Source organism: Patescibacteria group bacterium, from assembly GCA_020148045.1.
Classification (GTDB): Bacteria; Patescibacteriota; Minisyncoccia; order Minisyncoccales; family GWA2-38-27; genus JAHCRG01.
This window is the reverse complement of record JAHCRG010000022.1, coordinates 1-24,682: the sequence shown is the minus strand read 5'-3', so window position 1 is coordinate 24,682 and position 24,682 is coordinate 1. Positions and strand designations below refer to the sequence as shown.

At 35.4% G+C, this 24,682-nt stretch carries 27 protein-coding genes; 3 read left to right on the top strand and 24 right to left on the bottom strand.

Annotated features, from left to right (window positions below; all coding sequences use genetic code 11):
- Positions 1 to 182 (bottom strand): DNA alkylation repair protein (locus tag KJA13_04405; protein MBZ9578236.1); only part of this gene is annotated, 182 nt, incomplete at its 3' end.
- A gap of 91 nt (positions 183 to 273) precedes the next feature.
- A complete protein-coding gene (locus KJA13_04400) occupies positions 274 to 957 on the bottom strand; it encodes a PD-(D/E)XK nuclease family protein (GenBank protein ID MBZ9578235.1) in 684 nt (227 codons plus the stop codon).
- Between the two features lie 445 nt (positions 958 to 1,402).
- Here KJA13_04400 and KJA13_04395 point away from each other — a divergent pair, with 445 nt between their 5' ends.
- Positions 1,403 to 2,395: a hypothetical protein gene (locus KJA13_04395; protein MBZ9578234.1), complete on the top strand. Its 993-nt coding sequence runs from the start codon at positions 1,403 to 1,405 to the stop codon at positions 2,393 to 2,395.
- Positions 2,396 to 2,412: 17 nt separating this feature from the next.
- On the top strand, positions 2,413 to 3,528 hold the full coding sequence (locus KJA13_04390) for a DUF262 domain-containing protein (protein ID MBZ9578233.1): 1,116 nt from the start codon (positions 2,413 to 2,415) through the stop codon (positions 3,526 to 3,528).
- 4 nt (positions 3,529 to 3,532) lie between these two features.
- On the opposite strand, the gene KJA13_04385 is transcribed toward KJA13_04390, so the two are convergent.
- The 10 genes from KJA13_04385 to KJA13_04340 all read right to left on the bottom strand — a co-directional run bounded on the left by KJA13_04385 (position 3,533) and on the right by KJA13_04340 (position 13,376).
- Entirely contained in the window at positions 3,533 to 4,747 is a 1,215-nt protein-coding gene (locus KJA13_04385) for a hypothetical protein (protein MBZ9578232.1), read from the bottom strand.
- A gap of 285 nt (positions 4,748 to 5,032) precedes the next feature.
- Entirely contained in the window at positions 5,033 to 6,247 is a 1,215-nt protein-coding gene (locus tag KJA13_04380; protein MBZ9578231.1) for a hypothetical protein, read from the bottom strand.
- Positions 6,248 to 6,375: 128 nt separating this feature from the next.
- Positions 6,376 to 6,558 (bottom strand): hypothetical protein, encoded by a 183-nt coding sequence (locus KJA13_04375; protein ID MBZ9578230.1) that lies wholly within the window; start codon positions 6,556 to 6,558, stop codon positions 6,376 to 6,378.
- A gap of 106 nt (positions 6,559 to 6,664) precedes the next feature.
- Complete coding sequence (locus tag KJA13_04370) at positions 6,665 to 7,531, bottom strand: hypothetical protein (protein MBZ9578229.1); 867 nt, start codon at positions 7,529 to 7,531, stop codon at positions 6,665 to 6,667.
- A 32-nt stretch (positions 7,532 to 7,563) separates the two neighbouring features.
- Positions 7,564 to 7,752 carry a hypothetical protein gene (locus tag KJA13_04365; protein MBZ9578228.1) on the bottom strand — a complete coding sequence of 63 codons (189 nt, stop codon included), beginning with the start codon at positions 7,750 to 7,752 and terminating at the stop codon, positions 7,564 to 7,566.
- Positions 7,753 to 7,838: 86 nt separating this feature from the next.
- Positions 7,839 to 8,150 carry a hypothetical protein gene (locus tag KJA13_04360; GenBank protein MBZ9578227.1) on the bottom strand — a complete coding sequence of 104 codons (312 nt, stop codon included), beginning with the start codon at positions 8,148 to 8,150 and terminating at the stop codon, positions 7,839 to 7,841.
- A gap of 140 nt (positions 8,151 to 8,290) precedes the next feature.
- Positions 8,291 to 9,103 (bottom strand): hypothetical protein, encoded by an 813-nt coding sequence (locus tag KJA13_04355; GenBank protein ID MBZ9578226.1) that lies wholly within the window; start codon positions 9,101 to 9,103, stop codon positions 8,291 to 8,293.
- Between the two features lie 78 nt (positions 9,104 to 9,181).
- Complete coding sequence (locus tag KJA13_04350) at positions 9,182 to 12,130, bottom strand: N-6 DNA methylase (protein MBZ9578225.1); 2,949 nt, start codon at positions 12,128 to 12,130, stop codon at positions 9,182 to 9,184.
- A complete protein-coding gene (locus KJA13_04345) occupies positions 12,127 to 12,312 on the bottom strand; it encodes a helix-turn-helix domain-containing protein (protein ID MBZ9578224.1) in 186 nt (61 codons plus the stop codon). Before KJA13_04345 ends, KJA13_04350 begins: the two co-directional genes overlap by 4 nt.
- Positions 12,313 to 12,587: 275 nt before the next feature.
- Positions 12,588 to 13,376, bottom strand: a complete 789-nt coding sequence (locus KJA13_04340) for a hypothetical protein (protein ID MBZ9578223.1) — start codon at positions 13,374 to 13,376, stop codon at positions 12,588 to 12,590.
- A gap of 189 nt (positions 13,377 to 13,565) precedes the next feature.
- On the opposite strand from KJA13_04340, the gene KJA13_04335 reads away from it, so the two are divergent.
- Entirely contained in the window at positions 13,566 to 14,615 is a 1,050-nt protein-coding gene (locus KJA13_04335; GenBank protein ID MBZ9578222.1) for a hypothetical protein, read from the top strand.
- Positions 14,616 to 14,996: 381 nt separating this feature from the next.
- Here KJA13_04335 and KJA13_04330 read toward each other — a convergent pair whose 3' ends face one another.
- The 12 genes from KJA13_04330 to KJA13_04275 all read right to left on the bottom strand — a co-directional run.
- Positions 14,997 to 15,323 carry a hypothetical protein gene (locus tag KJA13_04330; protein MBZ9578221.1) on the bottom strand — a complete coding sequence of 109 codons (327 nt, stop codon included), beginning with the start codon at positions 15,321 to 15,323 and terminating at the stop codon, positions 14,997 to 14,999.
- A 195-nt stretch (positions 15,324 to 15,518) separates the two neighbouring features.
- On the bottom strand, positions 15,519 to 16,136 hold the full coding sequence (locus tag KJA13_04325) for a hypothetical protein (GenBank protein ID MBZ9578220.1): 618 nt from the start codon (positions 16,134 to 16,136) through the stop codon (positions 15,519 to 15,521).
- A gap of 210 nt (positions 16,137 to 16,346) precedes the next feature.
- On the bottom strand, positions 16,347 to 16,670 hold the full coding sequence (locus tag KJA13_04320) for a hypothetical protein (GenBank protein MBZ9578219.1): 324 nt from the start codon (positions 16,668 to 16,670) through the stop codon (positions 16,347 to 16,349).
- Positions 16,671 to 16,803: 133 nt separating this feature from the next.
- A complete protein-coding gene (locus KJA13_04315) occupies positions 16,804 to 18,195 on the bottom strand; it encodes a hypothetical protein (GenBank protein MBZ9578218.1) in 1,392 nt (463 codons plus the stop codon).
- Between the two features lie 419 nt (positions 18,196 to 18,614).
- Positions 18,615 to 18,989 (bottom strand): hypothetical protein, encoded by a 375-nt coding sequence (locus tag KJA13_04310; protein MBZ9578217.1) that lies wholly within the window; start codon positions 18,987 to 18,989, stop codon positions 18,615 to 18,617.
- 123 nt (positions 18,990 to 19,112) lie between these two features.
- Positions 19,113 to 20,222 (bottom strand): peptidoglycan-binding protein, encoded by a 1,110-nt coding sequence (locus KJA13_04305; protein ID MBZ9578216.1) that lies wholly within the window; start codon positions 20,220 to 20,222, stop codon positions 19,113 to 19,115.
- 161 nt (positions 20,223 to 20,383) lie between these two features.
- Positions 20,384 to 21,190, bottom strand: a complete 807-nt coding sequence (locus tag KJA13_04300; GenBank protein ID MBZ9578215.1) for a DUF362 domain-containing protein — start codon at positions 21,188 to 21,190, stop codon at positions 20,384 to 20,386.
- A gap of 96 nt (positions 21,191 to 21,286) precedes the next feature.
- Complete coding sequence (locus KJA13_04295; protein ID MBZ9578214.1) at positions 21,287 to 21,901, bottom strand: signal peptidase I; 615 nt, start codon at positions 21,899 to 21,901, stop codon at positions 21,287 to 21,289.
- Between the two features lie 388 nt (positions 21,902 to 22,289).
- Entirely contained in the window at positions 22,290 to 22,541 is a 252-nt protein-coding gene (locus KJA13_04290) for a hypothetical protein (GenBank protein MBZ9578213.1), read from the bottom strand.
- Between the two features lie 130 nt (positions 22,542 to 22,671).
- Positions 22,672 to 23,181 (bottom strand): GNAT family N-acetyltransferase, encoded by a 510-nt coding sequence (locus tag KJA13_04285; GenBank protein MBZ9578212.1) that lies wholly within the window; start codon positions 23,179 to 23,181, stop codon positions 22,672 to 22,674.
- Between the two features lie 716 nt (positions 23,182 to 23,897).
- The gene (locus tag KJA13_04280; protein MBZ9578211.1) at positions 23,898 to 24,308 is read right to left on the bottom strand and encodes a hypothetical protein; all 411 of its coding nucleotides are present in this window, start codon (positions 24,306 to 24,308) and stop codon (positions 23,898 to 23,900) included.
- A gap of 3 nt (positions 24,309 to 24,311) precedes the next feature.
- On the bottom strand, positions 24,312 to 24,682 hold a 371-nt coding region (locus tag KJA13_04275), incomplete at its 5' end, for a hypothetical protein (protein ID MBZ9578210.1).

Below are 24,682 nucleotides of genomic sequence, written 5' to 3'. Positions count from 1 at the left end.
TCTGAGTCCCATAACTGTTGGGCGAGCTTATGACTTTTTCCAATTTTTTTTGCGATATCTCTCAGAACATAAACAGAAATACCTAAAGTATTTTTTGGATTAATGCCGAACCTTGCCATTCCAGCTACATTCTTAGGATTGGAGAGCGATTTTAATTTTTTGATGATTTCTCTATATTTCATATCTATTATTCTATCAAAAAACCGCCTTCTTGGAGATTAATATACCTTTTCCGACAATTATTGCCCAGTGATGGGCCTTTTTAAATTCTAGCTAAAAGTTTGATGCTTTCTTAAGCCACTGGTCGAATTTACAATCTGGACTATGGGGAGGCGGCGTGTTTTTTCTCAAAAGAGTAACTGCGTCTTTAAAAAGTCCTGGGATATCCGAAGGGTTCGTTTCAATTTCATGGAGTTCTTTTCGAAAAGGTAATCTGTCTTCGAAACCACTTTCTTTATTAACTATATAAAAAGCTAAATAGCCCTTCCGGGGAGTTAAAAAGCCATTTTTTTCTAAAAGAAAAGTGTAAGTATCCATCTGCAACTGAAAACGATCATACACTTTTGCGACTTTACTACCGGTGGACTTATAATCAAGTGGAGCTAATTTATCTTCGGGAAACTCTAAAATATCATCAACTGCTCCAAAAAGAGTTGCGTCTAATTCAGAATCATAATAACGTATCCCTACAAAATTACTTCGCCATTGATTTAATAAATCTTGGTTTGGAAAAAGTTTGGCATTAACATTATTGGCAATAAGCAAAGGATGGGGTTCTCCTTTTGCTCTATACCCATCGAACTCTTGCTTTAAAAGAACGTCAACGGCCATATTAAGAGCATAAGGATAAGGTGGCGGCCTTTTGATCCCTTGTCTTTTGTTCAGCCAAAAACAATGAGGGCATTCCAAAAATAAATTTAAAGAATTAGGCGAAAGCTGAATTGGTTTATTGTTCATAATAATTATCTATCTTCAAAATAACTTCATTTTTAAAAAAATTCAAGAAAGAAACAAAAAACCGTTAGTTCCCTACCCTAACGGTTTTCTTTGTCTTGCAAGGTGTATTGTGCGACACTTTTATTGGTTCGAATCCTATCCCTCTTCCCTAATCGGTCTCGAACCCGTGTTTTAGGGGAAAAATATGGGCTTTTTGAGGCTATCCCAGAATGCCCCTCTCGGTCGGGGTGTTTTAACCTAAAATGAGACAAATGAGACAGTTTAAAAAGTAATAAAAAATAGAGTTGACTCCATTTTTATTTTTGTTATTTTTGACTAAAATATATTGAGGATATATAATTATTATGATGTAATCAAGAAGGATCTGTGAATACAACTTACTGGAAAAAAAGGAAAACTACAATTCATATCTTCTATCGATATATTTATTATCCTTCTCCTTTTCATGTATAAGATTGTATATTTATTTGGTGCAGGCGCAACTCATGCTGAAGTTGTTAATCTCAGGAAAGATCTTTCTGTAAAATTTCTAAAGGAAAATGGTTTATTGATAAATGATGTTTCTAAGAGAGTTATTAAAGAAGCGCAAGGTAATTCAAGATATTTAAAAAAGATTAAAATGGTTTCAGCGGCTGAGGGTTCTTTGAACATTGAATTATTGATAAGTCTGTTTGAAAAAAATCGTATCCCAGACGCCGAGTATAAAACTGACCTCCTAAAAAAATTAGTTAAAGACGATATCCTAGATAAATTAACTGATTATCGACTAAAAAGATTTTATTTGCATAAAGCTTTATTAGAACTTCATTCGAAAATCAAAGATAAAGAAAAATTATTTGGTATTATTTCTCTGAATTATGATCATATCCTGGATGAAGCATATAAGACTATATTTGAGCATGAACCAAATTACTGTTTTTCTTTAGAAGAATGCAAAAATATCCCTTTATTGAAATTGCATGGTTCTTTTAATTGGAAGAATATTATAATATACGGAAGAAAAAAGACTGTCCCAATCATTCCTTTTGGAATAGACAAAAATTATTTACAATTACCATATAACTTCATTTGGGGTCGTGCAATGGAGATCTTAATAGATTGTGATGTACTTCGAATAATTGGTTGTTCACTCAATCAAAATGATGTTGGACTAATTGACTTACTCTTTAAAGCGCATCTAGCAAAAGGAAAACCGTTTGAGATTCAAATAATAGATTTCCAAAAAGTCGGTGCATCGATAAAAGGAAACTATGGTTTTTTCCCAGAAATTATAAAACCAAAAGATCTCGAGGATGCCTTAATAGCCGACGAGTCAATTCATGACCCCAGTAAGGGTGGAAATCCTTTTAAAATATGGTTAAGGGCAAAAGGGATGAAGATGTTAAAAGAAGAAGTTATTAGAAAAACCAAATATTTGAAAAAAGTTTTTGATTTATAATCACAGGCATAAAAAATATGTCAAAAAAAAATAAGAAGAAAAGAAAAAGCAAATCGGAGAAGAGAAGGAGTACTTTGCTACTTACAGTTAAGGAATTTATTAATAAATATGTCTATCGAATTGATTTAGATGCAGATTATCAAAGAGAAAAAGTTTGGTCAAAAAAAGAGCAGGAATTACTATTGGATTCGATACTTAGAGATATTGACATACCTAAAATTTATCTTGCCAAAGTTGAGGGCAATAAACAATTCGATTTTGAATGCATTGATGGAAAACAACGCATGATAACTCTATTAAATTATTTTAAACCAGATCCAAATGAAAAGAATTCTTTAATAGTTGAGGTTGCAGGAGGGAAATATACTTACAAACAATTAAAAAAAGAATATCCTAAAGCAGCAAAAAAAATTGAAAACTACGAGCTGACTTTTATCATTTACAAAAAAATTGATGATGATCTTATCAGAGAAATATTTAGAAGATTACAATTAGGAATTAGACTGAATTCCGGTGAATTATTAAAAACTTATACGGGTGCTATTAGAGATTTTATCTACAAAGAAATTGGAAATAAGGGTCCCTTCTTTAGATACACAAAACTATCTGAAAAAAGATTTTCAAGACCATTTACCTTAGCTCAAATTTGCATTAATTCATTTAAACGCATAGAAACAGGTGATTTTGTCAGAGCAAGATTAGTAGATATCCAAGATTTTTTCGAAGATAATTATAACCTAAAAAAGGACGATGAAAATTTAATTCGAATAAAAAAGGTTCTTAAAATTATGGATGCTGAATTTGGAGAAGATGCTAAAGACATTTCAAGCAGAGGGATTGCTGTAACAGCATATTTTTTTACTGAGAATTTATATCTAAAAGAGAAAAAAGGTCTTATTCCAAAATTTGTTGAATTCTATCTTAAATTACTAGATGAAATCAAACATAATATGAAACTAATAAAGAGTTATGAAAAACCGGAAAATATTAATTTAATGGAGGAGTTCCATAAATATATCTTACAAGCTTCAGTTGAACCATACTCCATTCGAAGAAGACATAACTTCCTCAAAAAGGCTTTTGATTATTACTTAAATCCAGAGACAAAAGGAAAAATTATTGGTAGTAAATAATTTTTTACGAATTTTTCCAAATAATGATGCTTTCTCTTGAGGGCTTTCTTTTAAATTTTTTCATTTGCTGAGCACTATTTCCTCTGTATCTGGCAACAAATATGATATCAGTTGATAATCCTGTTTGTTCACCTATCTCAGCAAGTATTTCATCAACAGGAATATTAACACCTCCAAAACGAACATTGCTTATAACAAGCCCTATCTTCCCGTTCTTTTTTAGATGTTTTTGCATCTGCAATAATGAAAGATACATATCTTCAAAATATCCTTCAATCATCTCGGGAATTTTTGAATTGTTCAAACCTGCCTTTTTAACCTTAGTAATTATTTCGTCAATGGTTGAAGGTTTTTTATAACCATTAGACTTAAACTTCTTTCTTGCTTCGACATGAGATCTAAGTGTGTCATATCTGATTTGTTTTAATTCATCATTATCCCCAACAAAATTAAATATTAATTCAAGCCCATATATTCTCGTATAATCATGCCTATTTGGATATGGTGGGGAAGTAATTATTGCATCAAATTTTCTCTTTGTTGAAAATCTTCTTGAATCTGATATTTTTGCATTTACCTTTGCATTAGTGAATTTTGAATTATCATTGAATTCTTCAACATCTTGAATCATTACTTCAACTTTTGATAGAAATTTCGGATATACTTCTTTTCCAGAAACATTTTTTTCATCAATTCGTAAAAAACCTCCCGCCTTTGAAGTATTGCTTACCGATTCAAGTATGCTTAGTAATCCCAACATATAGAAATCTCTCACTTTGAGATCTCGAATCATATTAATCTTGTACTTTAGATAAAGTAATTCGTCTTTTACATCGTTACTAAAAGCCTTCTCTATAATTTTAATATCGGGCAAATAAGTATTCTTTACTGTTAATTTACCATTTCTATTAAAATTCTTAAGTCGTTGTCTTAGTTTACAGGGCTCATACGTTCTCGTTTTGACGTTAGATAAAAATACTGAAAAAGGAAGTATATCAAAACCTTTTGAATTAATACCCAACTCTTTGCATGCAAGTAATGTTGTGCCACTACCACAGAAAGGGTCTAGAACCCATGAACCCTTACTAAGTTTGAATTCTTCAATTAGCTTTTCAACCAACCCTTTCGAGTAGCTATGTTTAAAGACATGCCAGTTATATATTGGTTTACCGCGGTCACTAAAAGGAGATATGAGTGGCCCATACTCATTTGTCTTCATAATAAGAGGAGCGATAGCCATATGTAACAATAATGTTTTTTAAAAGACTTAAAGAGTGAGCGAGAGAGCTTGATAGAAAATAAAAAATGGAATTTCATCTAACAAGTTTTAAACACACCCCATAAAAACTTGTTTTAAAATCGACCTTTTTAAAATTGCCCAGCGACGGGCTTTTTGAAATTAGTTCCCTACCCTAACGGTTTACTTTGTCTTGCAAGATACCTTGTGCGACGCTTTCCGTTATAGTAAATACCGTATGACATCAAATTGGATTACCCCCCTTTTTTATGGGGACGATAATAAATCTCTAAGCTCTAGGGCATCATCAATGTTAAATTTCTTTTTACAGTAAGGGCATTCCATTGTTCTATCCAACGATGACTTTCTTTTATTATGTAATTCTCTAGTGACCTCTCTTCTACAGAATGGACAGAAGAATTGTTCTCCACTAGGGTAGATGGCTCCTGAACCAGCTATACCTAAATCACCGGGCCTAAAAGCTCTTGTAATATCTTCGCCCCTAATACCACTAACGCCTGTATCGTAGATTCTCTCAAAACCTCTATCGGGGCTGATAACTCCAACGCCAGCATCAGAGATTCTATCAAGTCTGAAAACACCAGTATCAGGTCTGTCATATTCACTTCTCTCTTTAATTTCTTTTAAAGCTTGCTTTCTAACTTTCTTTTTGATCTTTACATATTTTCCAGCTAATTCCATAAAATTATCTAATCGATACATATAAAAACTCATTTTAGTCTTTTCTACAAATTCATTGATAAGCTCTGGTCTTGGACCAATAATCTGATTTTGAGAAATTAACCACCAGTCTTCTTCCTTTTCGTCAGTAATCAAAATAACGCCTTTGTTTTCACTCGCAGCTTTATCAATCATTTGTTTCCACATTACTAAGTCTCCATACTTTCTATTTCCTCTTTTTTCTTTCCTATCCTTGTAACCAGGTGGCACCTTTTCCTCGTACCTTTCCTTTCCTTCTCGGTAAATCTTTTTAAGATCCTTGCTAGAATACGGAGAACCAACTTTAGATTTAAATAGGCTAGAAATTTTTCTAATAATTTTGTCGTCGCTCAGTAGTTTCTTATACTTTTTCTTGCTAGCGTTTAACTCTTTTCTAATCTCTTTAAAAATCTCAGAAAGATCTTCCATAGTATCTTCCCTTATAAGATGACGCTTCCTGCGGTCTTTAAAGTCTTGTTCAATTTGATTAAGGGACTTAAAGATTAACTCGTGGGACTTTAACTGTTTTTCTATTACGTTTAGGCGATTCTTAAGACATTCTGAAGAAGCCTGATGAGACAACCAAATTCTTTCCTTAATTTTTGGCAAGGTTAAGATCCGAATAAATTCTTCTCTAGTTTTATCGGAGTACCTATAAAGGTTCAATAAAACACTAGCATCGAAAGTAAAAATACAGCTATTCCATAAGCTTTTGAATTGTTTTTCGGATAGCTTGAAATATCCAGGAAAAGTTTTTTTCATAAATAAATCCTCTATTTAAAAAATGAGACTTATCATTAAAAGTTGTTAACCTAAATAAAAATTGTCCAGCCCCGTACCGTCTGGGACAGAGCCCAGCGACGGGCTTTTCAGTTTATTCTGTAATATTTTCATTCATTTACTTCTACTCTAAAAAATTTCTCATTATCATCCAAAATACGGCCACAGCGCCCACACTTCCATTGGCCAATTCTTGTTCCAGGACTAAGATATTTTTTATCCCCAACACACATATTCACCAAAACTCTGTCGGATTCCTTTTTGCACTTATTGCAAACATTAATTTTTTTCATGTTTTTTATAAAATTTATAGATTTTTCTTAATTTTTTCTTTCATAGATTGTTATCCGTCTCGGTCGCTCGAACCGAGCACAAGCCTGCTCCGGGGGACGGACGATGTTAGAACTTGTGCTTCCCGTGACTTATTAAATCTACAAGGCTAGAAGGACTCCCGTCCCAAAAAATTACATTAGTCAATTTGTGTAAATTAGCCTTTGTAGAATATGATAGTTTACTTATACCTATATCTTTTAGTTCAAAAATGGGCTTCTTAGAGAACTTAAATCTATGTGGCCACTTTTCGCTTGAACCGTGTTCCCATCTCTCTTTTTCATTATAATAATAACCCTCTGTAACTCTAAATACAATAATTTTCTCAATTTTGCCCTTGAATTTATTAAATGGAACTCTGCCACCAGTTACTGCCCTCCCCTTTCTTCTCAATGGATACCATGGCCCAATAAATGCAATCAAATCCTCTTTTTTTATATCTCTAAACCTATTTAATTGTCTGAAATTCTTAGGTACGCCCCATGTTTGTTTTTCAATCTCCTCATAAAAATGAATGTTTGCAGATTTATTTAAATAATAAAACCATAATTTAGGAAATTTTCTCTCAGAAATTTCTTTAACTACTTCTTTCAATGACTCGGATAATATTCTATTAGAATTTTTGCTAAACCAATTTTCAAAGTCTTTTCTCTTAATTATTATTTGTTCAAGTTCAAAATTTTGATTTTGCTCAAAAACAATGATAAAGCCATTATCTTCCTTTAAAACTGAAATGTCATGATTAAAATCACTAGTTTTCCATTCAATTTCTGCTGGAACTTCGTTTCCGTCTTCCAGTAAACAATAAACATCTGGATATTGGTCAAAAGTAGGATTAAATTTAGATTTAATTATCTGTAGACCTCTGATAGAATATTTTTTACAATTTTCTACCCAATACTTCTGTAGTATTTTTTCATCAACCCATTTTGGCATAAATATTACTGAAAATAATTTTAATAACTTTCTTATTTTTTTCTTTTTCTCTTTTTAATTTCTTTCGATTTCTCAACGAGGTACAATAGAAGCCCTTCGATATTAACAACCCTAGCTCTTCCTTTATTAATATCTTTGTGGCGAACAAAGAATGTAATTTTTCCTTTTGCTCTCCCAATATGAACTAAAAATGCTTCAGATTCTTTTATTTTTTTAAGCATATTTAATTTAATTTTATTTCTCAATTAAGCCTTCGACTTTTTGTTTATTTCTCTTAATTTTTTTTCATAGATTTGGTCGTCAGCCATTATCTCCAAAATTGATACCATTTTTTCCTACTTTTCCTGATTTTCTCAATATTCTTATCTATATAAGGGGTCGGCATCCAATTATCGGTCAAATCAATTTTGTAGTGGTAGTTCAATCTGTGGCCACATACTGAACAGTGCCTAAATTTTTGATTGATGTGCTTGCATTTGAGTTTTAGTAAAAATTTTGATAAAAATGGTATTTTAGAAAGATTAACAAACCCATACCCACATTGCTCACAATAATTAGCGTCTATATTGTTTCTCCATAAACAAATCTTACATTCTTTCTTATTGTTTATATTATTCATATTCATTTTTCCTTCCCCAAGTATAATGCTTCTCCACTTTCAAGATAGCCCGATTTTCGAGAAAGTTCAAGCAAGAATAAAAATTGCCCAGCGACGGGCTATTTATTTTGAGTATTCGAAATTTTGGGTATGTTCTCAGTTTATCCAATTCCTCGATTTGTTAGGCATACTTTATTTATCAGGCACTTATTACATTTAGGTTTAGCGCTACAAACATCCCTTCCAAAATGCCAGAATATTCTATCCAATTCGCCGGGAGAGTAACCGCTTTTCTCTGATAATCTAATGATTAGATTCCTAAGGAAAATATAATTTTTCTCATTCCCCGGATTAGTCCCTAAGTCGATATCACCGTACCCATAAACTAATAAACCAGTCCTACTTAGAACCCTAACTACATGGAGGTCATTTGCGGCATAGAGCTTTGAAAAACAACTAAGTGCTAAATCTCTTACCTTAAAGCCAATATTTAGGATATTTAAAAATGGGTCGTCAGGAAAATTCTCTTTATATTTCTTTTCTGCTTCTTTAAAATATCGTTCCCAACCCTTTTTATATTTTTTAAATAATACCTTTTTAGCTCCTAAAAATACTTTTGTTCCACTTTTCACTCCCCATCTATACTTTGCTTTTTTCAGAACGACTTTAGCTTTATCCTCGATGATATCGTTAAAAGTTTTAAATTCCGCATTCATTTGTCGGTAAATATACGCTCCTCTCTCGCCCGGCATTGCTCTCATTAAAAGGTTCATAGTAAAGGTATTAAATATTTGAATGGGTTTTCCTTTCCTGTTCTGAGATAGTTGTTTTAGATAGGATTTTCTACAGTCTTCGATGGTTTGCCTTCGCTTTATATAACCTAAAGAGGGATGGATTTCTTCTGAACCAAAAGTAGATTCTATCTTCAGAATTGGAGAGATTATTTTATTTACATTAGGAAGTATCAACTTCATATTAATACGTTATAAAGAAATTGCTCAGCGATGGGCTTTTTTTGTTCTTACTATAAAAACACAAAACTGACCATTCCACTATCTCATTTCTTTCGTAGCTTTTAATTCTTCTACTAAAGCGTCATAAACTTTAGGTAACCATTCTTCAATCTGTGCATCAGAAAATCCTAAAGTTTGTAATATATTTTTATCCAATTCAACTCTTGCTGGGAATCTCTTTTCTAATTGTTCAATAATAGAAGGGAATTCTACATTTGTTATTTTGTCAAAGGTTTTTAATAACGATTTCCTTTCGTTTTCGCTTAATCTATCAACATTAATAACATCAATAAGCGCCAAATCTGGCTGCATTATTTCAATAAGCTGTCCTGTGGTCTCACTTTTATTTAAAAACAACTGAACCAAATAGAGAATGCTATTAAGATATAATGATAAGATTTTACTCTTTTTAGGGTTATCAATCTTAAATATCAGAAATTTATTGGTTGGAACAAATTTTGTATCAGAATAAACTGCTAAAAGATGAGTGTTGTCAGAATACAAATTAAATCTCCGGGGAATAGCTAAATTGGTTTTCGTATGCTCAGACTTATCTTTTACAAAATTCCAGTCGAATTTCCTTTTTTTATTCCAATTTGAAAATTTAATTATAGAATCAGAATCCTTAAAATCTGATTGTATTAAATAATCATGTTTCTCGTTTAATGAAATGGATTTTATTCCTGTGATAGTTTTCAATGCAGGAACGGTTTTATTCTTATCTATTCTATATCTAAACTTAGGTATGGATTTAATTTGAAATGAAATATTATTATTTTCTTCCCTTAAAAGAAGAAAGGCTCTTTTTTCCCTGCTTTTATCAGAGGGTCTTATTAAAAACACTATCTGGCTTAAGCCTGCGGGGTAATCTGGGAAACCGTATTGCAACCAGTCTTTTTCAATTTTAATCATTTTATCTTTAAATTGTTTGCATTGAGCTAAAAAGTTATCGATAACTCTCTTCCGTTTTAATGCCGAAAAGGCTAAAAAATACATTAAATTATACTTGTTTTCTAGTAACTTCTTATGTTCTATGAATTCAATTTCAAATTCCTCACACGAATACTGATAACCTGCTTTTGGATTAATACTCTTTATTTCTTTAATCAGATTTCTTGCATCTATATCTGATAAATCTCTTATAGATTTTTTGAGAAATATTATTCCTGTTAAATCTTTGGGTTTCGGTTTCCTCTTTTGGGTAATGAAGAGTATGTCTCTAAATGCGGCGCCTTCACTAAAAGCTATCTCTCGAGTTGTTTTCAGAATATATTGAGTGTAATAATTCTTAAGGATATAATCCCTTATTTGCTGAGTGGCTTCTCCTCGAGCTATATTTATCGGAATAACTAATCCCATCCTTCCTTTTTCTTTTAATAAATAATCTGCAAGTGCCAAGAAGAATCCCCAGAAATTTATTTGATTGCCGCATATTTTTATTAAATGCTGGAAATCTTTTAAATGTTCTTTGTATTCTTTTGGCATCTTGTGTCTATCGGAAAATGGCGGATTCATTAAAACTATATCTAGAGGCTTTAATATAAATTTCTCTCCTTTCCCACCTTCGAGCCCCACAGCGCCAGCACGCTCCAATACTTTTTCTTTGCCAAAAATAGTAAATTGGGCTAGAGTCTGAAATGGTTCAATAGGAATTCCCTCTTTGGTAAACTCTGGGCTTGATAATCTACTTTGAAGCTCTAATGAGTCCTGACAGCCTACCCTTACTTTATTTGTTATTGCATTAGGATTTTGAGCAGCAAGATTAACAGCTGTAAGATGAGAAGCGAATGGCATTATGTCAATTCCTGTTATTTGCTCTTCTACAAATTTTTTATGAAGATTTTTCAATTGCAAAGAGGAATTGTCCTGTTTTTTTTGTTTATACAGATTAAATTTTCTCTTATAAGCGGCGACTAAAAGCGTTCCCGAACCACAGGCGGGGTCAATGACTGTATTGTCCCATTTATCAATTGTTAAGCCGGCGAGAATGTCTGCAGCTATAGGGTTCGTATAAAAAGCTGCTAACACTTTTCTTGTAGTTGGGGGTAATAATTCGTGATAAAGTCTTCCCAATAAATCATGGCTTACAAATTCTGGCTTTAGAATATTTATTGCTTTAATAATTTCTCTAACCTCTGCTACAATTTCTTTTTGATTTGGTAATCTAGAAGCTAGATCTACTGAATAAATCGCTTTATAATTAATGTCAGTAATTTTTTTGAAGTAGCCCCTGAGGCTCTCGATAGAAGTTATTTTACCTTCATCTAACTTTTCTATTTTTCCTGTGGTCTCAGAAAATACACGATAAAAAAGTATTTGGTTGCTGAGAAGATAGGGAATCAAATCAATAGCAGCAAGTTGAAGGTTCTCTATAGCCTTTTTAGTCTTTTCTATTTGTCCTAAACCTAAGAATAAATCGAATCTTCCAACCACTATATCTATTAATTCACTAATTTCCTTTTTGGTTCTTTGTGCTCTTAAAATCTCGGAAATTATACCTATGCCAGTTCTTAATGTCTCGATAACAAGTTTAAATGATGTTTTCGTCTCTTTAGTGGCCAGGAATTCATCTATGGAAAATTTAAGCCTTGGGAATAACTCCGAAGCCTTTACCGATGAAAAACTCTCATTAAAAAAATCAGAGAGGAAAATTGCGTTAACTTTACTTTCTGTCGTTAGGTGTCTTACTATCTCGGGCTTTATAAATAATGGAGTTCTTATTTGGGCCGGATACTCTATGACTAAAATACCGTCTCCTTTTACCTTCTGACAATAACCCCAAGCCTGGGTAATGCCCCGTAAAAGATTCTTTAAATATCTTCCAGTCCCTATTTTGATCTCGGCTATAAATCTTTTTGAATTGTAGAAACACTCAAAATCAAAATAGCCATGTCTAATCCCTATAGCAGAGATGTTGTCAAAACCATTTGCTTTTAGTAGCTTTGATATTTCAGGATATAGGCTTTGTTCCGTTATCCTTTTCTTCATATATTTTCTGTGTGTTTTTTATTTGAGTTTTCTTTTAAAAATTTTTCTAAATCTCTCCTCTTAATACGCCACTGGCCAATGCGAGAAGCTCGAAGTCGGCCAGATTCGATATAACGCAAAACAGATCTTTCGCTGACCTTGAGATATTTTGCTACTTCTTTAATAGTAAAGAGATGATCCATGTTGTTTTATTTTAAGTTTTAAATTATCGCCTGTCAACTTTTGGCAATTTTTGACAGAATTCTCAACGTGTCTAAATGTCGCACAATATTGAAACTGGGCTTGAAGTACAAATTGAAAAAGATACTAATTTGTTCGGATATATATTGTCCGAATTGTCCGAACTACTAAATGTCGCGCAATATGTCTTGTGAGGCTATTCTGTAAATAAAAAAAAGCGGTTAGAAACCGCTATTTTGGAAAGAACTATTATAGAAAATGGAAAGAAAGAAAAAGATTATGAAGACCGAATAGGAGTTAGTAGTAATTCAACTAGTCTTTCTGTGGGCAATGCCGTGATTAGTTCTTTTTTCTCTCCTCTTTCTTTCAGAATTTCCTTGGCTTTTTCTTTGTATGTTCCTGAGCAGTTATGAGCTAACCATTCGAGAATCGCATTGCCAGGTTCTTGTTCTATAAGTTTATCCCAGGCCGCGGCTTTATAACCTTCCGGAGCGTTCAATATCAGGTCTCGCAGATCACCTTCAGTGGGTGCTTCTTGAAGTCTTTTCCAAGCCTTAAGTTTGTAATTCTGCGGAGCAAGTTGAATCACTAAGCAAAGGGCTTTGTGGTTATCTTTGAATGATGCGGAATTCAGAACCCATTCTGAAACTTTGGCTCTATATTTTTCCGGAGCCCCCTCCAGTAAATCTTTGATCTCTTCAAGAGAAAGCTCTTTAGATTTAAGCATCATCCATGCTGCTTCTGGATATGATCCCGTAGCATGCTTGATTATCTTACAAAAGATAGCATTGACAGGACTTCGTTCTATAAGAGCCTTCCAAGCTTTTTCTTTGTAGGCTTTATCAAAGCCCGTATTTACTAGACAGCAAAGAGCGAGAGTGCCTTCAGCAGCTGGTAATCCTGGCAGTTTTAGAATCTCTTGAAAAGCTCTTTCTCTATCTTTTCTCAGCGGAGCTTCGTTGACTATTCTAATAAAGATAGATGGTTTCGTACCTGTCCGTTCTGATAGTACCTTCCAAATCATTTCTCTTTCAATTCTACCGATTTTTCCTATATCTCTTTTCAATTTTTAACTCTCCATTTCTTGATGTTTATATTATATGCCCCAGTAAATAATTTGTCAAGGTTCTGCACCGCTTTCTTATTTCCAAAATGGCCTCACGCAATATATCTTGTGCGATATTGAACAAACTTGATTTTTTTTAAATAACTCTTATTATAAAAACAGCTCGTTGAAAAGGAGGTGAATTGAAAAATGAAGAAAAATAGCATCTGGTGTTTCCTTGATAATGAAGGACCTCAAACGCTTAATGACAACGCTCAGGAAAATATGGTGGTATTAGCCAAGCAATGTGGCCTTGGTGAGCAAGTTGGGATTGATTTTTATCGGCGAATAAGTGTAGTTGATGATATCTGGGGGGATTTCCATAAAATAGCAAAAGATCCGCATTACTCTTCGGGACATACACTTAAGGTTAGTCTACCTTTTTTCAAGGCAATGGGTGCAACCTATCAGTGGCTTTATGAGTTTGCTAGGAGAAGTATTAGAACGGTTCCTAATATAGCAGGAGTCTTAAGAAGTCTTGATGGTAAGTATAATGTTCGTCAAATTTCAACAAGCTATGATTTCTTCATCAGAGCATATTGCGATTTAGTCGGTTTTGACTTCACAAAAAGTGTCTGCACTAAAGTGCCCGTATTTGATGAAATATCGATTTCAGAAGAAGATGCTGAAGTATTAAGAGCTTTCATGAAGGAGGTTACAAAATGGCCGATTATTATATATGACCAAAAAACTGGTAAAGTATTCCCCCCTCACGAACGTTACTATAGCTGCATCACCGGCTTTATTTGGGAGTTTGTTTACCATCTTCAGGTTGGGACATTACTTCAATCAGTCCATCCTATCGGCCAACAACAAAAACGGGAAATTCTTATTAGGGCTGCTCAGAAATTCAACATACCAAGAGAAAAGATATTCTATGTCGGCGATAGTCAAACCGATGTTGGATGTGTTCAACTTCTAAAAGGAGAAGGTTTGACGATGATGTTCAATGGCAAAGGTAAGGTCTGCGACGAATCTGACTTGATGTATATCGGAGAAGACGCTAGGATAATCGAAGAAGTGGCCTATTTATTTGATCAGCATGGAAGAGAATGGGTAATAGGACACTATACACCATTGCGTCGGGTAAAACACGGATTAATTGCGGCGGTTACGCCACAAAACCTCGGAGAGCTCAAGGAAATGAGCGTTAAAAAGAGAAAAGAATTCAGAGGAGCTCATATAGGAGAGCTAACATAGGATAGCAAAGACCTTTATTTGTTAAAATGCCCTTATTTGGGCATTTTTTATTTCATGGAATATGTCTTGCGAGACTATGTTTAGATATAAAAAATATCCCGAGAGTTCTTCTCTTGGTCGTTCCATTTTTGGCAAATCGCGAATAGTAAATTTTCTCATAAATTTAATTCATTTTCGCATAAAAAATCGGCTTTTTCAAGCCGATTTTTTTGTCAATTTTGGCAATTTTTGACACCTCCCTAAACGTCGCACAAATGTCTCGTGAGACGATATTTACGGAGAAATAAAACGCCCGAGAGAAAAACTCTCGGGCGGGAGGGCGGAGATAAAAAAAAGGGGCATTAAGCCCCGAAAATTTGAAGAAAAAAAGAAAGAAAAGAGCTATGTTTGTTGAGCTTCGAGGAATGCTTTGCGGAACTGGGCGATTTCGTCTGCGTCAAGGGCCCGAAAATCCTTATCTATACTATGAAGAGTGATCGAACCATCAGCCCAGAGAGTAGCAATATCAGTTCCTGGCGGCTCGTATCGTATAGCTATACCTTCTTTGGGATGTTGCTTGACTAACTGTTTGATTTCCGCAGCTAATTTGGCAAGATCTGATGTGGCTCCGAATCCTCGTAGCTCTGGTTCTCCTGCCTTTATAGTTTCTAGTATGTATGCACCGTATTCTTTAAGACCTTTCCAAAAACCTACCCAACACAGTTTCAATCTTTCGTCCTCCTTATACTATTAACTAAAAATTAGTATATCAAATCAAATTATTTTTGTCAAGCGGCGGCTCCCAAAAGGTGGGGCGGCGAAAATAAAAAAAGAAGGGCATTTATAGTCAGCCCTAAAGACTTTTTTTTAAAAAAAAGTGGGGTTGAAGCTTAGCCTCTTAGCTTCTTTAAAGCACGCACCCTTTTATTCTTCTCCTTGACACAAAGAAAGCGCTAGTTCTTCAATTCGTATTATTCTTGCGATTTCGCGTGCTCGGCGATAGAGTTGGTGTCGAGCCTTAGTCCAGTCTTTTATAGCTTTACCCAATTCTCTCCATATTTCTTCTGATGTTGACTTTGTCTTCGCAATAATTGTCGCTAAATCTGATTCTTCGATATGCACTCTTGTAGCTCTCTCGTATCCTCGTTTTTTGTATCCTGGTTCACCTTTGAATTCAACTTTTGCCAAAATCCATTGACCAGCTCTGGTAAGGCCCCAGATGTACATTGTCCCATCAGGACAACCACCGCCCGGAGCACGATAACCGCTGTTCGGAATCCTCTGGATACCAGACCAGGGGCGGCGGAAGATACCTTGAGTTTTCAGAGAAAACCTCGTATCTCCTGTTACAGTGAGAGTATCGCGGATGGTAAGAGCATCGTATAAATCATGTCCTTCAGTCCAACTTTCGGTTCTAAGACATTTAAGTTCGCCGAGTTTGGGGAGGGTAAATGAATCAAGGTGCGGTTTGATGAGAGAACGGCGAGCCTCTATAAGGTCAAGCCACTCCTCATCGCTTGGTGGGTGCTTGCGAACTAGCAACCCTAATCCTTTAGTGTTGGGCGTACCCTTCACCTCCTTTTCTATTATTTCTGAAAGGCGTACCTCTCAGATAAATCATTTTCACATAATCCCACCTTTTTGTCAATAGAAACACCCGAGAAAAACCCTCGGGTTAATTTTTTATACCTAATTCTTGTAAAATATATGTACTTTGAACAATTAAATAAAAAAGACTGAGTTATGCTCAGTCTATTTAATTGGTGGTTCAATAGAGAATGGCAACAGTATACCCGTTCCTATTTTTAGATAGATGACAAACTTTATTGGCCATACGACAAGAAACCATAGTAATTCAGCGAATTTCCTCTTCTTGACAAAAAAACCAGCTAATCGTAGCACGCCGAAATAGTATTGAATAAAACCACTCGGAGTCCTTAGAGTCTTTTTTAGTTCTTTTTGTTTTTCTAAGATTTCAGCTCCACAGAGTGCAAAGAGAATTGCTAAACGAATCGGATGTCCTACCACTGGAAGATCTTTTTCCCATTTTTTTAAAACCGCTGGGGTTATTCCCATCTTTGGAACCTCATTTTCAAACAGCTATTTTCTTTATATCAAATATTTATTAGCATATCAAGAGAATCAAGCCCCGAGAGTTTTTCTCGGGCGAGACGACCAGAAATAAAAAACCCACTTGAAAAAAGTGGGGTTATTTGGGTGGATTGATAATGTCTTTTGCCCTTTTAGCGATGAGTTGTGCTTTTTCGGCTGCTAAGCCAATGTATTCGTCTGGGTTTTCAAGAAGTCGTCGAATTTCCCACGGAATTCTAGCTAGTATCTTAGCCAATGATTCATCTTTCTTTGAAAGTTCTTCTAATACCGCAATCAGCGGTTTTTTTGGTGTCGCGCGAGGCACAAGCTCTTTTTTCACGAAATCGTGAGCATCTCTTTCAAATCCTGCCACTTGGAGAGCAAGATAAAGTGGTTCTGCCATAACAAGGTGAGTATTCAGTTCAAGGTTCTTCTTTAAAGCTTCGGGGTCAATTTTCATTTTGGCAATTACCTTTATCATTCGCTCAAGTTGATATTGAACCAAGACCACAATTCCTGGGAATTCCCGGGAAGGAGCACTTCCGACAAGATCGCGTTGATGTTCTGAAATTAGGGTATCTAATACTTTGCCGTATTCGTTCTTTACGATGATGAAAATAGCTTCTGTATTTTCGAACGAAATCGGATTTTTCTTATGAACCATTGTTGAAGAACCGGTTTGATCTTCTCCAAATTCTTCTGCTATTTCTCCAATTTCAGTCCGTTGCAAATGACGACAATCGCGGCCGAGTTGAGCTAAGCAAGCACTTAGGAGGACGTGGGCGTGAAGAAAATCAGCTAAGAGTTCTGGTGGCAATATTTGAGTGCTAATTTCTGCAGCTGAAAGCTTGAGTTTTGCTAAAACTCTTTCTTCGATATTTCGCTCCAAGAGGCCGACTTGAGCATTGTAAGCTCCTACTGCTCCGCTGAATTTTCCGCGAAGATCATCACAGGTGATTACGAGACGCTCACGACAGTTCAATAGACGATTAAGAATGGTGGCTAACCAGAAACCTACGGTGATTGGTATCGCATGCTGTCCGTGTGTTCTGCCAATTTGGCGGACCTTTGCAAATTCTTCAACTTTGGCCATCAAAAGTTCGATGAGTCTATCAATAGTAGGAAGCATCACTTCAAGAAAAGCACGTTTGAAAGCAAGAATAGCGCCAGTATCTCTGATATCGAAGCTAGTTGCTGTCAAGTGAACCCATCGCCTCAATAGAAAAGGGTGTGGAATCATCTCTCGGATGAGTTGGACCAGAGCCATAACGTCATGCTTTGTTTCTTCTTCACGTTCATCAACTTCAGTGGTTGTGATGTTTTTGATTCTTCTGCGAACATCTAGTGTCAATCTGGCATATTCTTCTTGAGGAATGACTTCGATTTCTGCTAGAACATCAATTAAAGCTAATTCCACTTCAATCCATGGTTTTACAAGATTGTCATATCCGAAATACGGAATCATCGATTTTGGTTGATATCGTGGATTACCAGGTAATATATAGTTCACAACTATCATCTCCTTTATATTTTTAAGGAACTGATTCCCTCAGTATAAAACTACCAAATTTAGGAAAATTTATCAAGAACGAATAAAAAAAGCAGAAAAAGCTGGTTTTTACCAGCTTAAATTAAATGTGCAATCGAAGAAGTTTTCTAAAAAATTGGGTGTCTTCTCCTTTCTATATTTTTACAAACTACTCTGCTCTATTTTTATTCTCGGATAGCACTTGAGAGAACCGGCCGTCTATTCATCGAGTAGTATTTGAAGCATTCTCGCTACTCTAAGCTTTCGGCATTTTCCTTCGAAATGCTCCCACCAGCATTCTAAGCATATTAGAATTTCGAGGACCGAGCCATCTGGAAACTTTATTTGAATAGGTTTTGCAGCCACCGTAATATCTCCACAATCATCGCACCACATTATGTTCACCCACTACTAACTTTGGCCATGATTATTCCAAGCAAGTTGTTGGTCACAACAATTGTATAGAATCCCACTAAGAACAACAAATTGATATTCAGCAGCCAGAACCCTTTGGAGTAGTTCTCTTTCTTGCATAGGCCATAAGTGATGGTGGAAAAGCCACTATAAACGAGCGGTAAACCAATCTTGATAATCAATGACTCCTTAGTGACAAACGAATCGCCAGAAAATAAGGGATTAAACTCCCCGGCACCAAGAGATAAGCCATAGACAGTGGTGATTATGTCGGTTGAGTTCAAGGCTACGAGCAGACCGAGCAGCCACACGAATTTCTTGTTCAAGTTCTCACCCTCTTTTTTGTTTTTCTTCTTCGCCAATTCTTTTCATTCTTCGAGTTTCAAAGAACTGTATTTCAAGCATAGCATAAAATAATATTATGTCAAGGAAAAAGCGGGAATCGAGGGTGAGACGCAATCAGAATTGGTTCTGGGAAGAATTTTCTATTCGCTTTCAATAGCTACGCACTCCTCTCCATCAAAGCACTTCTCGAGCCCACAATCACAAATTTTTACCTGATGACTGTTTTCTGGTGCGCAACCACAAGGCCCAACAAGACATAGGTTGGGAAAATCATTAGTTGCTTCACAGCACAATGAGGTTGATACTGTCCCCCCAGAATCTATACAAGCTTGCTCTTCCTCGGTTAACTCTTCAGAAAGTGTACTGAATGTTTCCTCAATGCTGATCTCATAATTACCTGCCTCATCAGCAGAGCTTACTAGATAATAGTAGGTAGTATCTGGAGTCAAATCAGAGAGCGCAATTTCATGTTCTAATACTAACTCAGAAGAGCTTTCCACAGGGGTTAAATCCGTTACAACAAGCGGAGTTACTGTATCGTACCAGACCTTGCTATCTGCTTCTTCATTAGTAACCCAGGTAATTTTCGCTGATGTTGTAGTGGTATCTATAGCACTAAGTTCTGAAATAAGGGGTGCTGTAGTATCTGGAGCAGGTATTTCTCCTAGCTTCTTAGCAATACCAGGAGGAAGCTCTTGTCCGGGTAAGGGCTTTGGTTCGAAATCAAGCTTTTTTCTAATTCCCTGGGCAATTAAAAGACCAGGTGGCACCTTACCAGACTCACCGGCACCTTCTACAAGCAACTCGTTTATTCTAGCTAGTGTTTTTGGCCCGACCACTCCGACCTGCTCAATTCCTGCTATCTTCTGAAATCTTTTTACCGCATTTCTTGTTAGCTGACCAAAATATCCCGTAACCAATCCTTCAGGATAAACATCTAGGTCTGTTGCCAATATCTCTTGTAACAACTCGATATCTTCCCCGCTCATACCTATTCGCAGTTGTCTAATTAACTTTAGAGTTACTTTAATCTCTTTTTCTGTTTCCTTTATTTCCAACTTTGCCTGTCTTAATGATTCTATCTGTGTCACTAATGCTTGTATCTGCGTCTTTAATTGTTCTATTTGTTGTTGCAATGCTTGAATAAGCTCTTGTACCGAAGAAGTATTTGTCTCTTCTGCTAAAACGGGTATAGACAACAAACCAAACAAAACACTTACACCCAAAAGGATAGTAATAATTTTTTTCATTTTATCCTATTAGTTTAATGAATTAGATTTTTAATATTAATTCGACCTTTGATGTTTATTAATGGATAAACTTCTCCCTTCTTATAGGATAAACTTTAGGGAAACAAAAATCAAGCTCGAGAGAAAAGCGCTCGGGTTAGAAACTGCCCGGCGACGAGTTTTTATTTTATTGGTTTTTGGCCGATACCGAATTCTACTGCTCTTTTAATTTGAGGTATCTCCCAGGGATCGATATTCTTGAGCGAATTATTTTCAAAGCTTTGAATTATTTTAATGCCCTCTACATCCAGAGCAACCCTGTCAGTTGAGGCCAAAATTAAATCAGATTCTCCAACCTCCCCTTCTGATGGTCCCCTATTAATAAAACATTTCCTGGCATCCATAATGATTAAATCAGGATTAATGATTTTGTTTAATTCGGCTATTTTTTCTTGAATGCGTCTAAGATGAAGGTGAATCCGTTGAAGAGGTTTTATAAAACCAACAGAAAGTTTTAAGCTTCCTGTAAATTGAGCTTGAAAGTGAGTTTTCAAACAAGGAAGAAGAATTAACTTATCCACTTGATCTAAAAATTCGGTTACCGAGACTTTTTTCAAAAATTTAGCTCCAGGAATTTCTTTTTTAACCCACCCTCTCTCGTCAAAAATATAAATCCGAGGGGGTCTTTCCATCTTTTCTAGCTCAAAAATTCCAAGTTCTTCCATTACCTTACGAGTATTCGATTTCATGGTGGAAGAATCACCAATCATTACCACTTTAGGTTTGCAGTCATAAACTAACTCAACCACGACTTTTAAAAATTCAGGGTCAGAAGAAGCAGGAAAAGGATCGGCGGTATTAAAATTTGGTTTCAACAAGACCACATCGGCGGGCTCAATAAATTTTTTAAAACCGCCAATTTGATTCACCGCCCTCAATATTGAATCCTTTAAACTTTTCTCAAATTTTACTTTCACCACTTTTCCCATATTCGTTACCAATCTTATTCTACCAAAAAATCGCCTTTTTGGCGATTAAATAAAAACAGCCCAGTGACGGGCTTTTTGGTTTTTGTATGCATTTATTCAAAACATTGGGGCCAATATTAGTAGAATTAATAGCCTACTTCCAGAGAGTGCAAGAATCGTCATTAAAATTATAGTAGTCGAGTTCAGTATTGGATATTCAAATCTCTTAGTCGCAGTATTTTTTTTAGAGAAGCAGTAAAATATTCTTACCAATATTAGGATAGCTGGCATTAAGATTGATGCAAATAATATATATGACGTCATAAGCAAACGTGTTGGTACAATATGTACTACTTTACCTACCACCTGATCCGCTGTTATTTTCCCCTTGTCTGGTCTTTCATTAGCATCTCCTTTTGTCCGAAATGTGAGGATTGGATTTTCCCCTATATCCACTACCCTGTGAACAATCGTTACTGGTATCGAGTCTACTTTGAAGGAGATTATGTCTCCGACTTGGATGCCTTCTGTGCCTTTTTTTATTAATATTGTATCGCCATTCATCAACGCCGGGGCCATACTGTATCCTATTACCGGCATAAAGATACGGTCAGCACCCGCTAAGGAAAATAAGAAGGAATAGAGTACAAGAATGGACGGTGTAATCGATACCAATAATGCCACTATCAGCCCCACATTTAGAACTACTTTCAACACTTTTTTCTTTTTCATCATCTCGTCCTCCTGTATTCAGATTTTAAAGGACTTTCTATTAAGAATAATTTACCGCAAATTCTTTATTTTGTCAATCAAGCCCCGAGAAAAACTCTCGGGGTTTTATTTCGCTTAACTGTCCTTTAATTTTCTTTATATTTTTTATAACACTTCCTGCATAAATGAATCTCACACTTGAAACCTTTATAATCAAACCAAATATGCCAAGCCTTATGCATATATTTTTGACAGTTAGCGCATCTAAAACCTCTGTATTTTGGTTTAGGATTTATATTCCAACTTTGAACAGTTTTTAATAAAATTTTTTTATTCATTAACCCATTTTATCAAAAAATCGCCTTTTAGGCGATTTTTTGAAAATCGCCCAGTGATTGGCTTTCTTGTGTTATTTTTTCTCGTAAATTCTGCGCCACCAAAATTTTCCCTGCCAGAAGCCAAATAAAGCCCCGGCAATAAAAAGAATAACAGTCCCTATATGGTGGATTATAAACCATTGCGACCATGAAAAACCAAGACTATATTTTGGAAAATCGCGAATTAGAAGACCAATATACCAAGTTTCAACCAAGCCATGGATTAAAAACTGAAGCAGAATACCCAAAAATGTGAATAAAGTTATATAAATTGTCTTTTTCATACTTTTATTCTACCAAAAAATCGCCTTCTTGGCGATTAAACAAAAACTGCCCAGCGACGGGCTTTTTGATTTTTCTCCTTTTTCCAGCTCACAAGATTTGCGGGCTCGAAAAAAGAGGGGGAAGGAACGTTTAGATCATAATAAGGTTTAAGAGTTTCGATGGTTTGTCCACTTTTCCGACCTCTAATTCCCATTTAGGCATTTGGATGAGACGCCATCGTCTTAAACGCTCTCCAGATTCATTGTGGATATAGCTCCCAACTTCTTTGTAACCTGCTCTTCTGGCAATAATGAACGCGGCTTTTATAAGATACTGCCAGATTTTATATCCGCTTTCATTCTCTAACCAAGGAGTTTGGTCTAAAACCACTTCTTTGCCTCGGAATTTTGGTTCAACATAGAGATCACCTATGAGTGGTGGTTGACTACGCAGATCTAATCTGACAAATCCTACAGGTTCACCTTTGCAATATACCAATATGTTCACTCTTAACCCAAGTCTCAATTGTTCTTCTCCGATTGCTAAATCTCCACGATCAGCTTCGACGGATTCTCTGAACTTTTGATCGAGTATCTTGTATTCTGAGAGATACTTTTTTCCTAAATTACGATGTAGGATTTTGAGTGAGATCTTAAACATCATCTTCGCCTCGGCAGGCAAGAAACCAATTTTGATTCCCTCTCTGCCGAGGTGAACTCCTTCCCCATAAATTATGTTAAAGAACTTTATCTTAAGGAGCTAAGCTCCTTTTTCCAGCTCACAACATGTTTCCTCATTCCCAGCGAGAAGTGTTCTCGCTGGTCTGAACATTGCGGGCTCGAAAAAAGAGGGGAGAAGGAAAAGCTTTTTAATTATGTCTCACACGGTTAATAACGAGGTAGGCACTAGGAAATACAATGAGATAGCAAAAGATACCGATGATAGGACAAGCGATTCCTGGCCACCTAAAGCCCGGCTCTGGAAAAACGAAAATTCCAAGGCAAACCGTTACCAATACCGCTACTGTCATTGCGACTCCAAAGCTTATTCCCAGATTTATATCTGTCTTCTCCTTCATTTTTTATTTCCTTCTATTCACTTTTGATTTCGGATAGCCCAATTTATCTACCAGTGAAAAACTGATAAGCAAGTTGGGCTATCCGAATTTCTTCTCCCTCCCCATAAATTTTTTAAAAGAACTATTCTTATCTTACACCTCTATTATACACCCAAAGAAAAAATTTGTCAAGCGAAATATCTCATAAATGTCGCACAGAAGGTAGGGTGCATTCAATTAAAAAAAGGCTTAAAAAGCCCTGCTCTCTCCCACCATTCGTATAAAATTTACACAAAATTCGAATTCTAGTTCGTATAATTCATTTTTTGATTAGCTTTTTTAATCTTTCCCAAAATTTTTCCCAAAGATTTTTTTCTTCTTTTGGAGTTTCCTCTTCAACTTTGAATTCTTCTTCAATTTCAGTAATTAATTTTTTTTCTCCAATTTCTCTTCTGAAAAAATCAGAAATTTTTTGCCAGATATTTTGAAAGAAAGGAAAAATATAAGAATCCCAGAGATTTTTGAACCATTTCCATATTCCTTGCCAAATTTTTAAAACTTCCTGCCAAGCTCCCTTTAGGGCCATAGGGAAAAATTCCAAAATTTTTTTACCAATTTCTTTTAATTCAGCTGAACTTTCAGGTGCTTTTACTGGTTGATCTTCTTGGGCAAAAGAAAAACTCGGTAAAATTAAGCCAAATATTAACAAAATTATGACTAATTTGTTCATAGTTCATAGTTTATTCCTCGCCTTTTTAATTCTTTTTAAGACCTTTTCTTTTCCCAAAATTTCGGCGATTTCAAAAGGACCAGCTGAAGCTTTTTTTCCAGTCAAAGCTACTCTCAAGGGCCATAAAATGTATCCCCTATCCCCTGCCTCGCCGGCAGGCGGGCCTGCTGGTTTTTTTATTTCTTTAGCAAACTTTTCCGCTTCTGGTAATAAAATTCTTTCTAAGTTTTCCTTATTAAATTCTTCGCCCCTTATTTTATATAATATTTTTCTTGATTTGTCAAGCGAATGCTTAATTTCTTTATCAGTCATCTCCCGCCACCTTAAAAGCTCTTTGTCATATTCTAATTTTTCTTTGAAGAAAAAATCAGTTA

What these genes read in the sequence shown, in the direction of transcription:
- KJA13_04400 (MBZ9578235.1), bottom strand. Translation starts at nt 957, where the DNA reads ATGAACAATAAACCAATTCAGCTTTCGCCTAATTCTTTAAATTTATTT.
- KJA13_04395 (MBZ9578234.1), top strand. Translation starts at nt 1,403, where the DNA reads ATGTATAAGATTGTATATTTATTTGGTGCAGGCGCAACTCATGCTGAA.
- KJA13_04390 (MBZ9578233.1), top strand. Translation starts at nt 2,413, where the DNA reads ATGTCAAAAAAAAATAAGAAGAAAAGAAAAAGCAAATCGGAGAAGAGA.
- KJA13_04385 (MBZ9578232.1), bottom strand. Translation starts at nt 4,747, where the DNA reads ATGAAGACAAATGAGTATGGGCCACTCATATCTCCTTTTAGTGACCGC.
- KJA13_04380 (MBZ9578231.1), bottom strand. Translation starts at nt 6,247, where the DNA reads ATGAAAAAAACTTTTCCTGGATATTTCAAGCTATCCGAAAAACAATTC.
- KJA13_04375 (MBZ9578230.1), bottom strand. Translation starts at nt 6,558, where the DNA reads ATGAAAAAAATTAATGTTTGCAATAAGTGCAAAAAGGAATCCGACAGA.
- KJA13_04370 (MBZ9578229.1), bottom strand. Translation starts at nt 7,531, where the DNA reads ATGCCAAAATGGGTTGATGAAAAAATACTACAGAAGTATTGGGTAGAA.
- KJA13_04365 (MBZ9578228.1), bottom strand. Translation starts at nt 7,752, where the DNA reads ATGCTTAAAAAAATAAAAGAATCTGAAGCATTTTTAGTTCATATTGGG.
- KJA13_04360 (MBZ9578227.1), bottom strand. Translation starts at nt 8,150, where the DNA reads ATGAATAATATAAACAATAAGAAAGAATGTAAGATTTGTTTATGGAGA.
- KJA13_04355 (MBZ9578226.1), bottom strand. Translation starts at nt 9,103, where the DNA reads ATGAAGTTGATACTTCCTAATGTAAATAAAATAATCTCTCCAATTCTG.
- KJA13_04350 (MBZ9578225.1), bottom strand. Translation starts at nt 12,130, where the DNA reads ATGAAGAAAAGGATAACGGAACAAAGCCTATATCCTGAAATATCAAAG.
- KJA13_04345 (MBZ9578224.1), bottom strand. Translation starts at nt 12,312, where the DNA reads ATGGATCATCTCTTTACTATTAAAGAAGTAGCAAAATATCTCAAGGTC.
- KJA13_04335 (MBZ9578222.1), top strand. Translation starts at nt 13,566, where the DNA reads ATGAAGAAAAATAGCATCTGGTGTTTCCTTGATAATGAAGGACCTCAA.
- KJA13_04320 (MBZ9578219.1), bottom strand. Translation starts at nt 16,670, where the DNA reads ATGGGAATAACCCCAGCGGTTTTAAAAAAATGGGAAAAAGATCTTCCA.
- KJA13_04305 (MBZ9578216.1), bottom strand. Translation starts at nt 20,222, where the DNA reads ATGAAAAAAATTATTACTATCCTTTTGGGTGTAAGTGTTTTGTTTGGT.
- KJA13_04300 (MBZ9578215.1), bottom strand. Translation starts at nt 21,190, where the DNA reads ATGGGAAAAGTGGTGAAAGTAAAATTTGAGAAAAGTTTAAAGGATTCA.
- KJA13_04295 (MBZ9578214.1), bottom strand. Translation starts at nt 21,901, where the DNA reads ATGAAAAAGAAAAAAGTGTTGAAAGTAGTTCTAAATGTGGGGCTGATA.
- KJA13_04290 (MBZ9578213.1), bottom strand. Translation starts at nt 22,541, where the DNA reads ATGAAAAAGACAATTTATATAACTTTATTCACATTTTTGGGTATTCTG.
- KJA13_04285 (MBZ9578212.1), bottom strand. Translation starts at nt 23,181, where the DNA reads ATGTTTAAGATCTCACTCAAAATCCTACATCGTAATTTAGGAAAAAAG.
- KJA13_04280 (MBZ9578211.1), bottom strand. Translation starts at nt 24,308, where the DNA reads ATGAACAAATTAGTCATAATTTTGTTAATATTTGGCTTAATTTTACCG.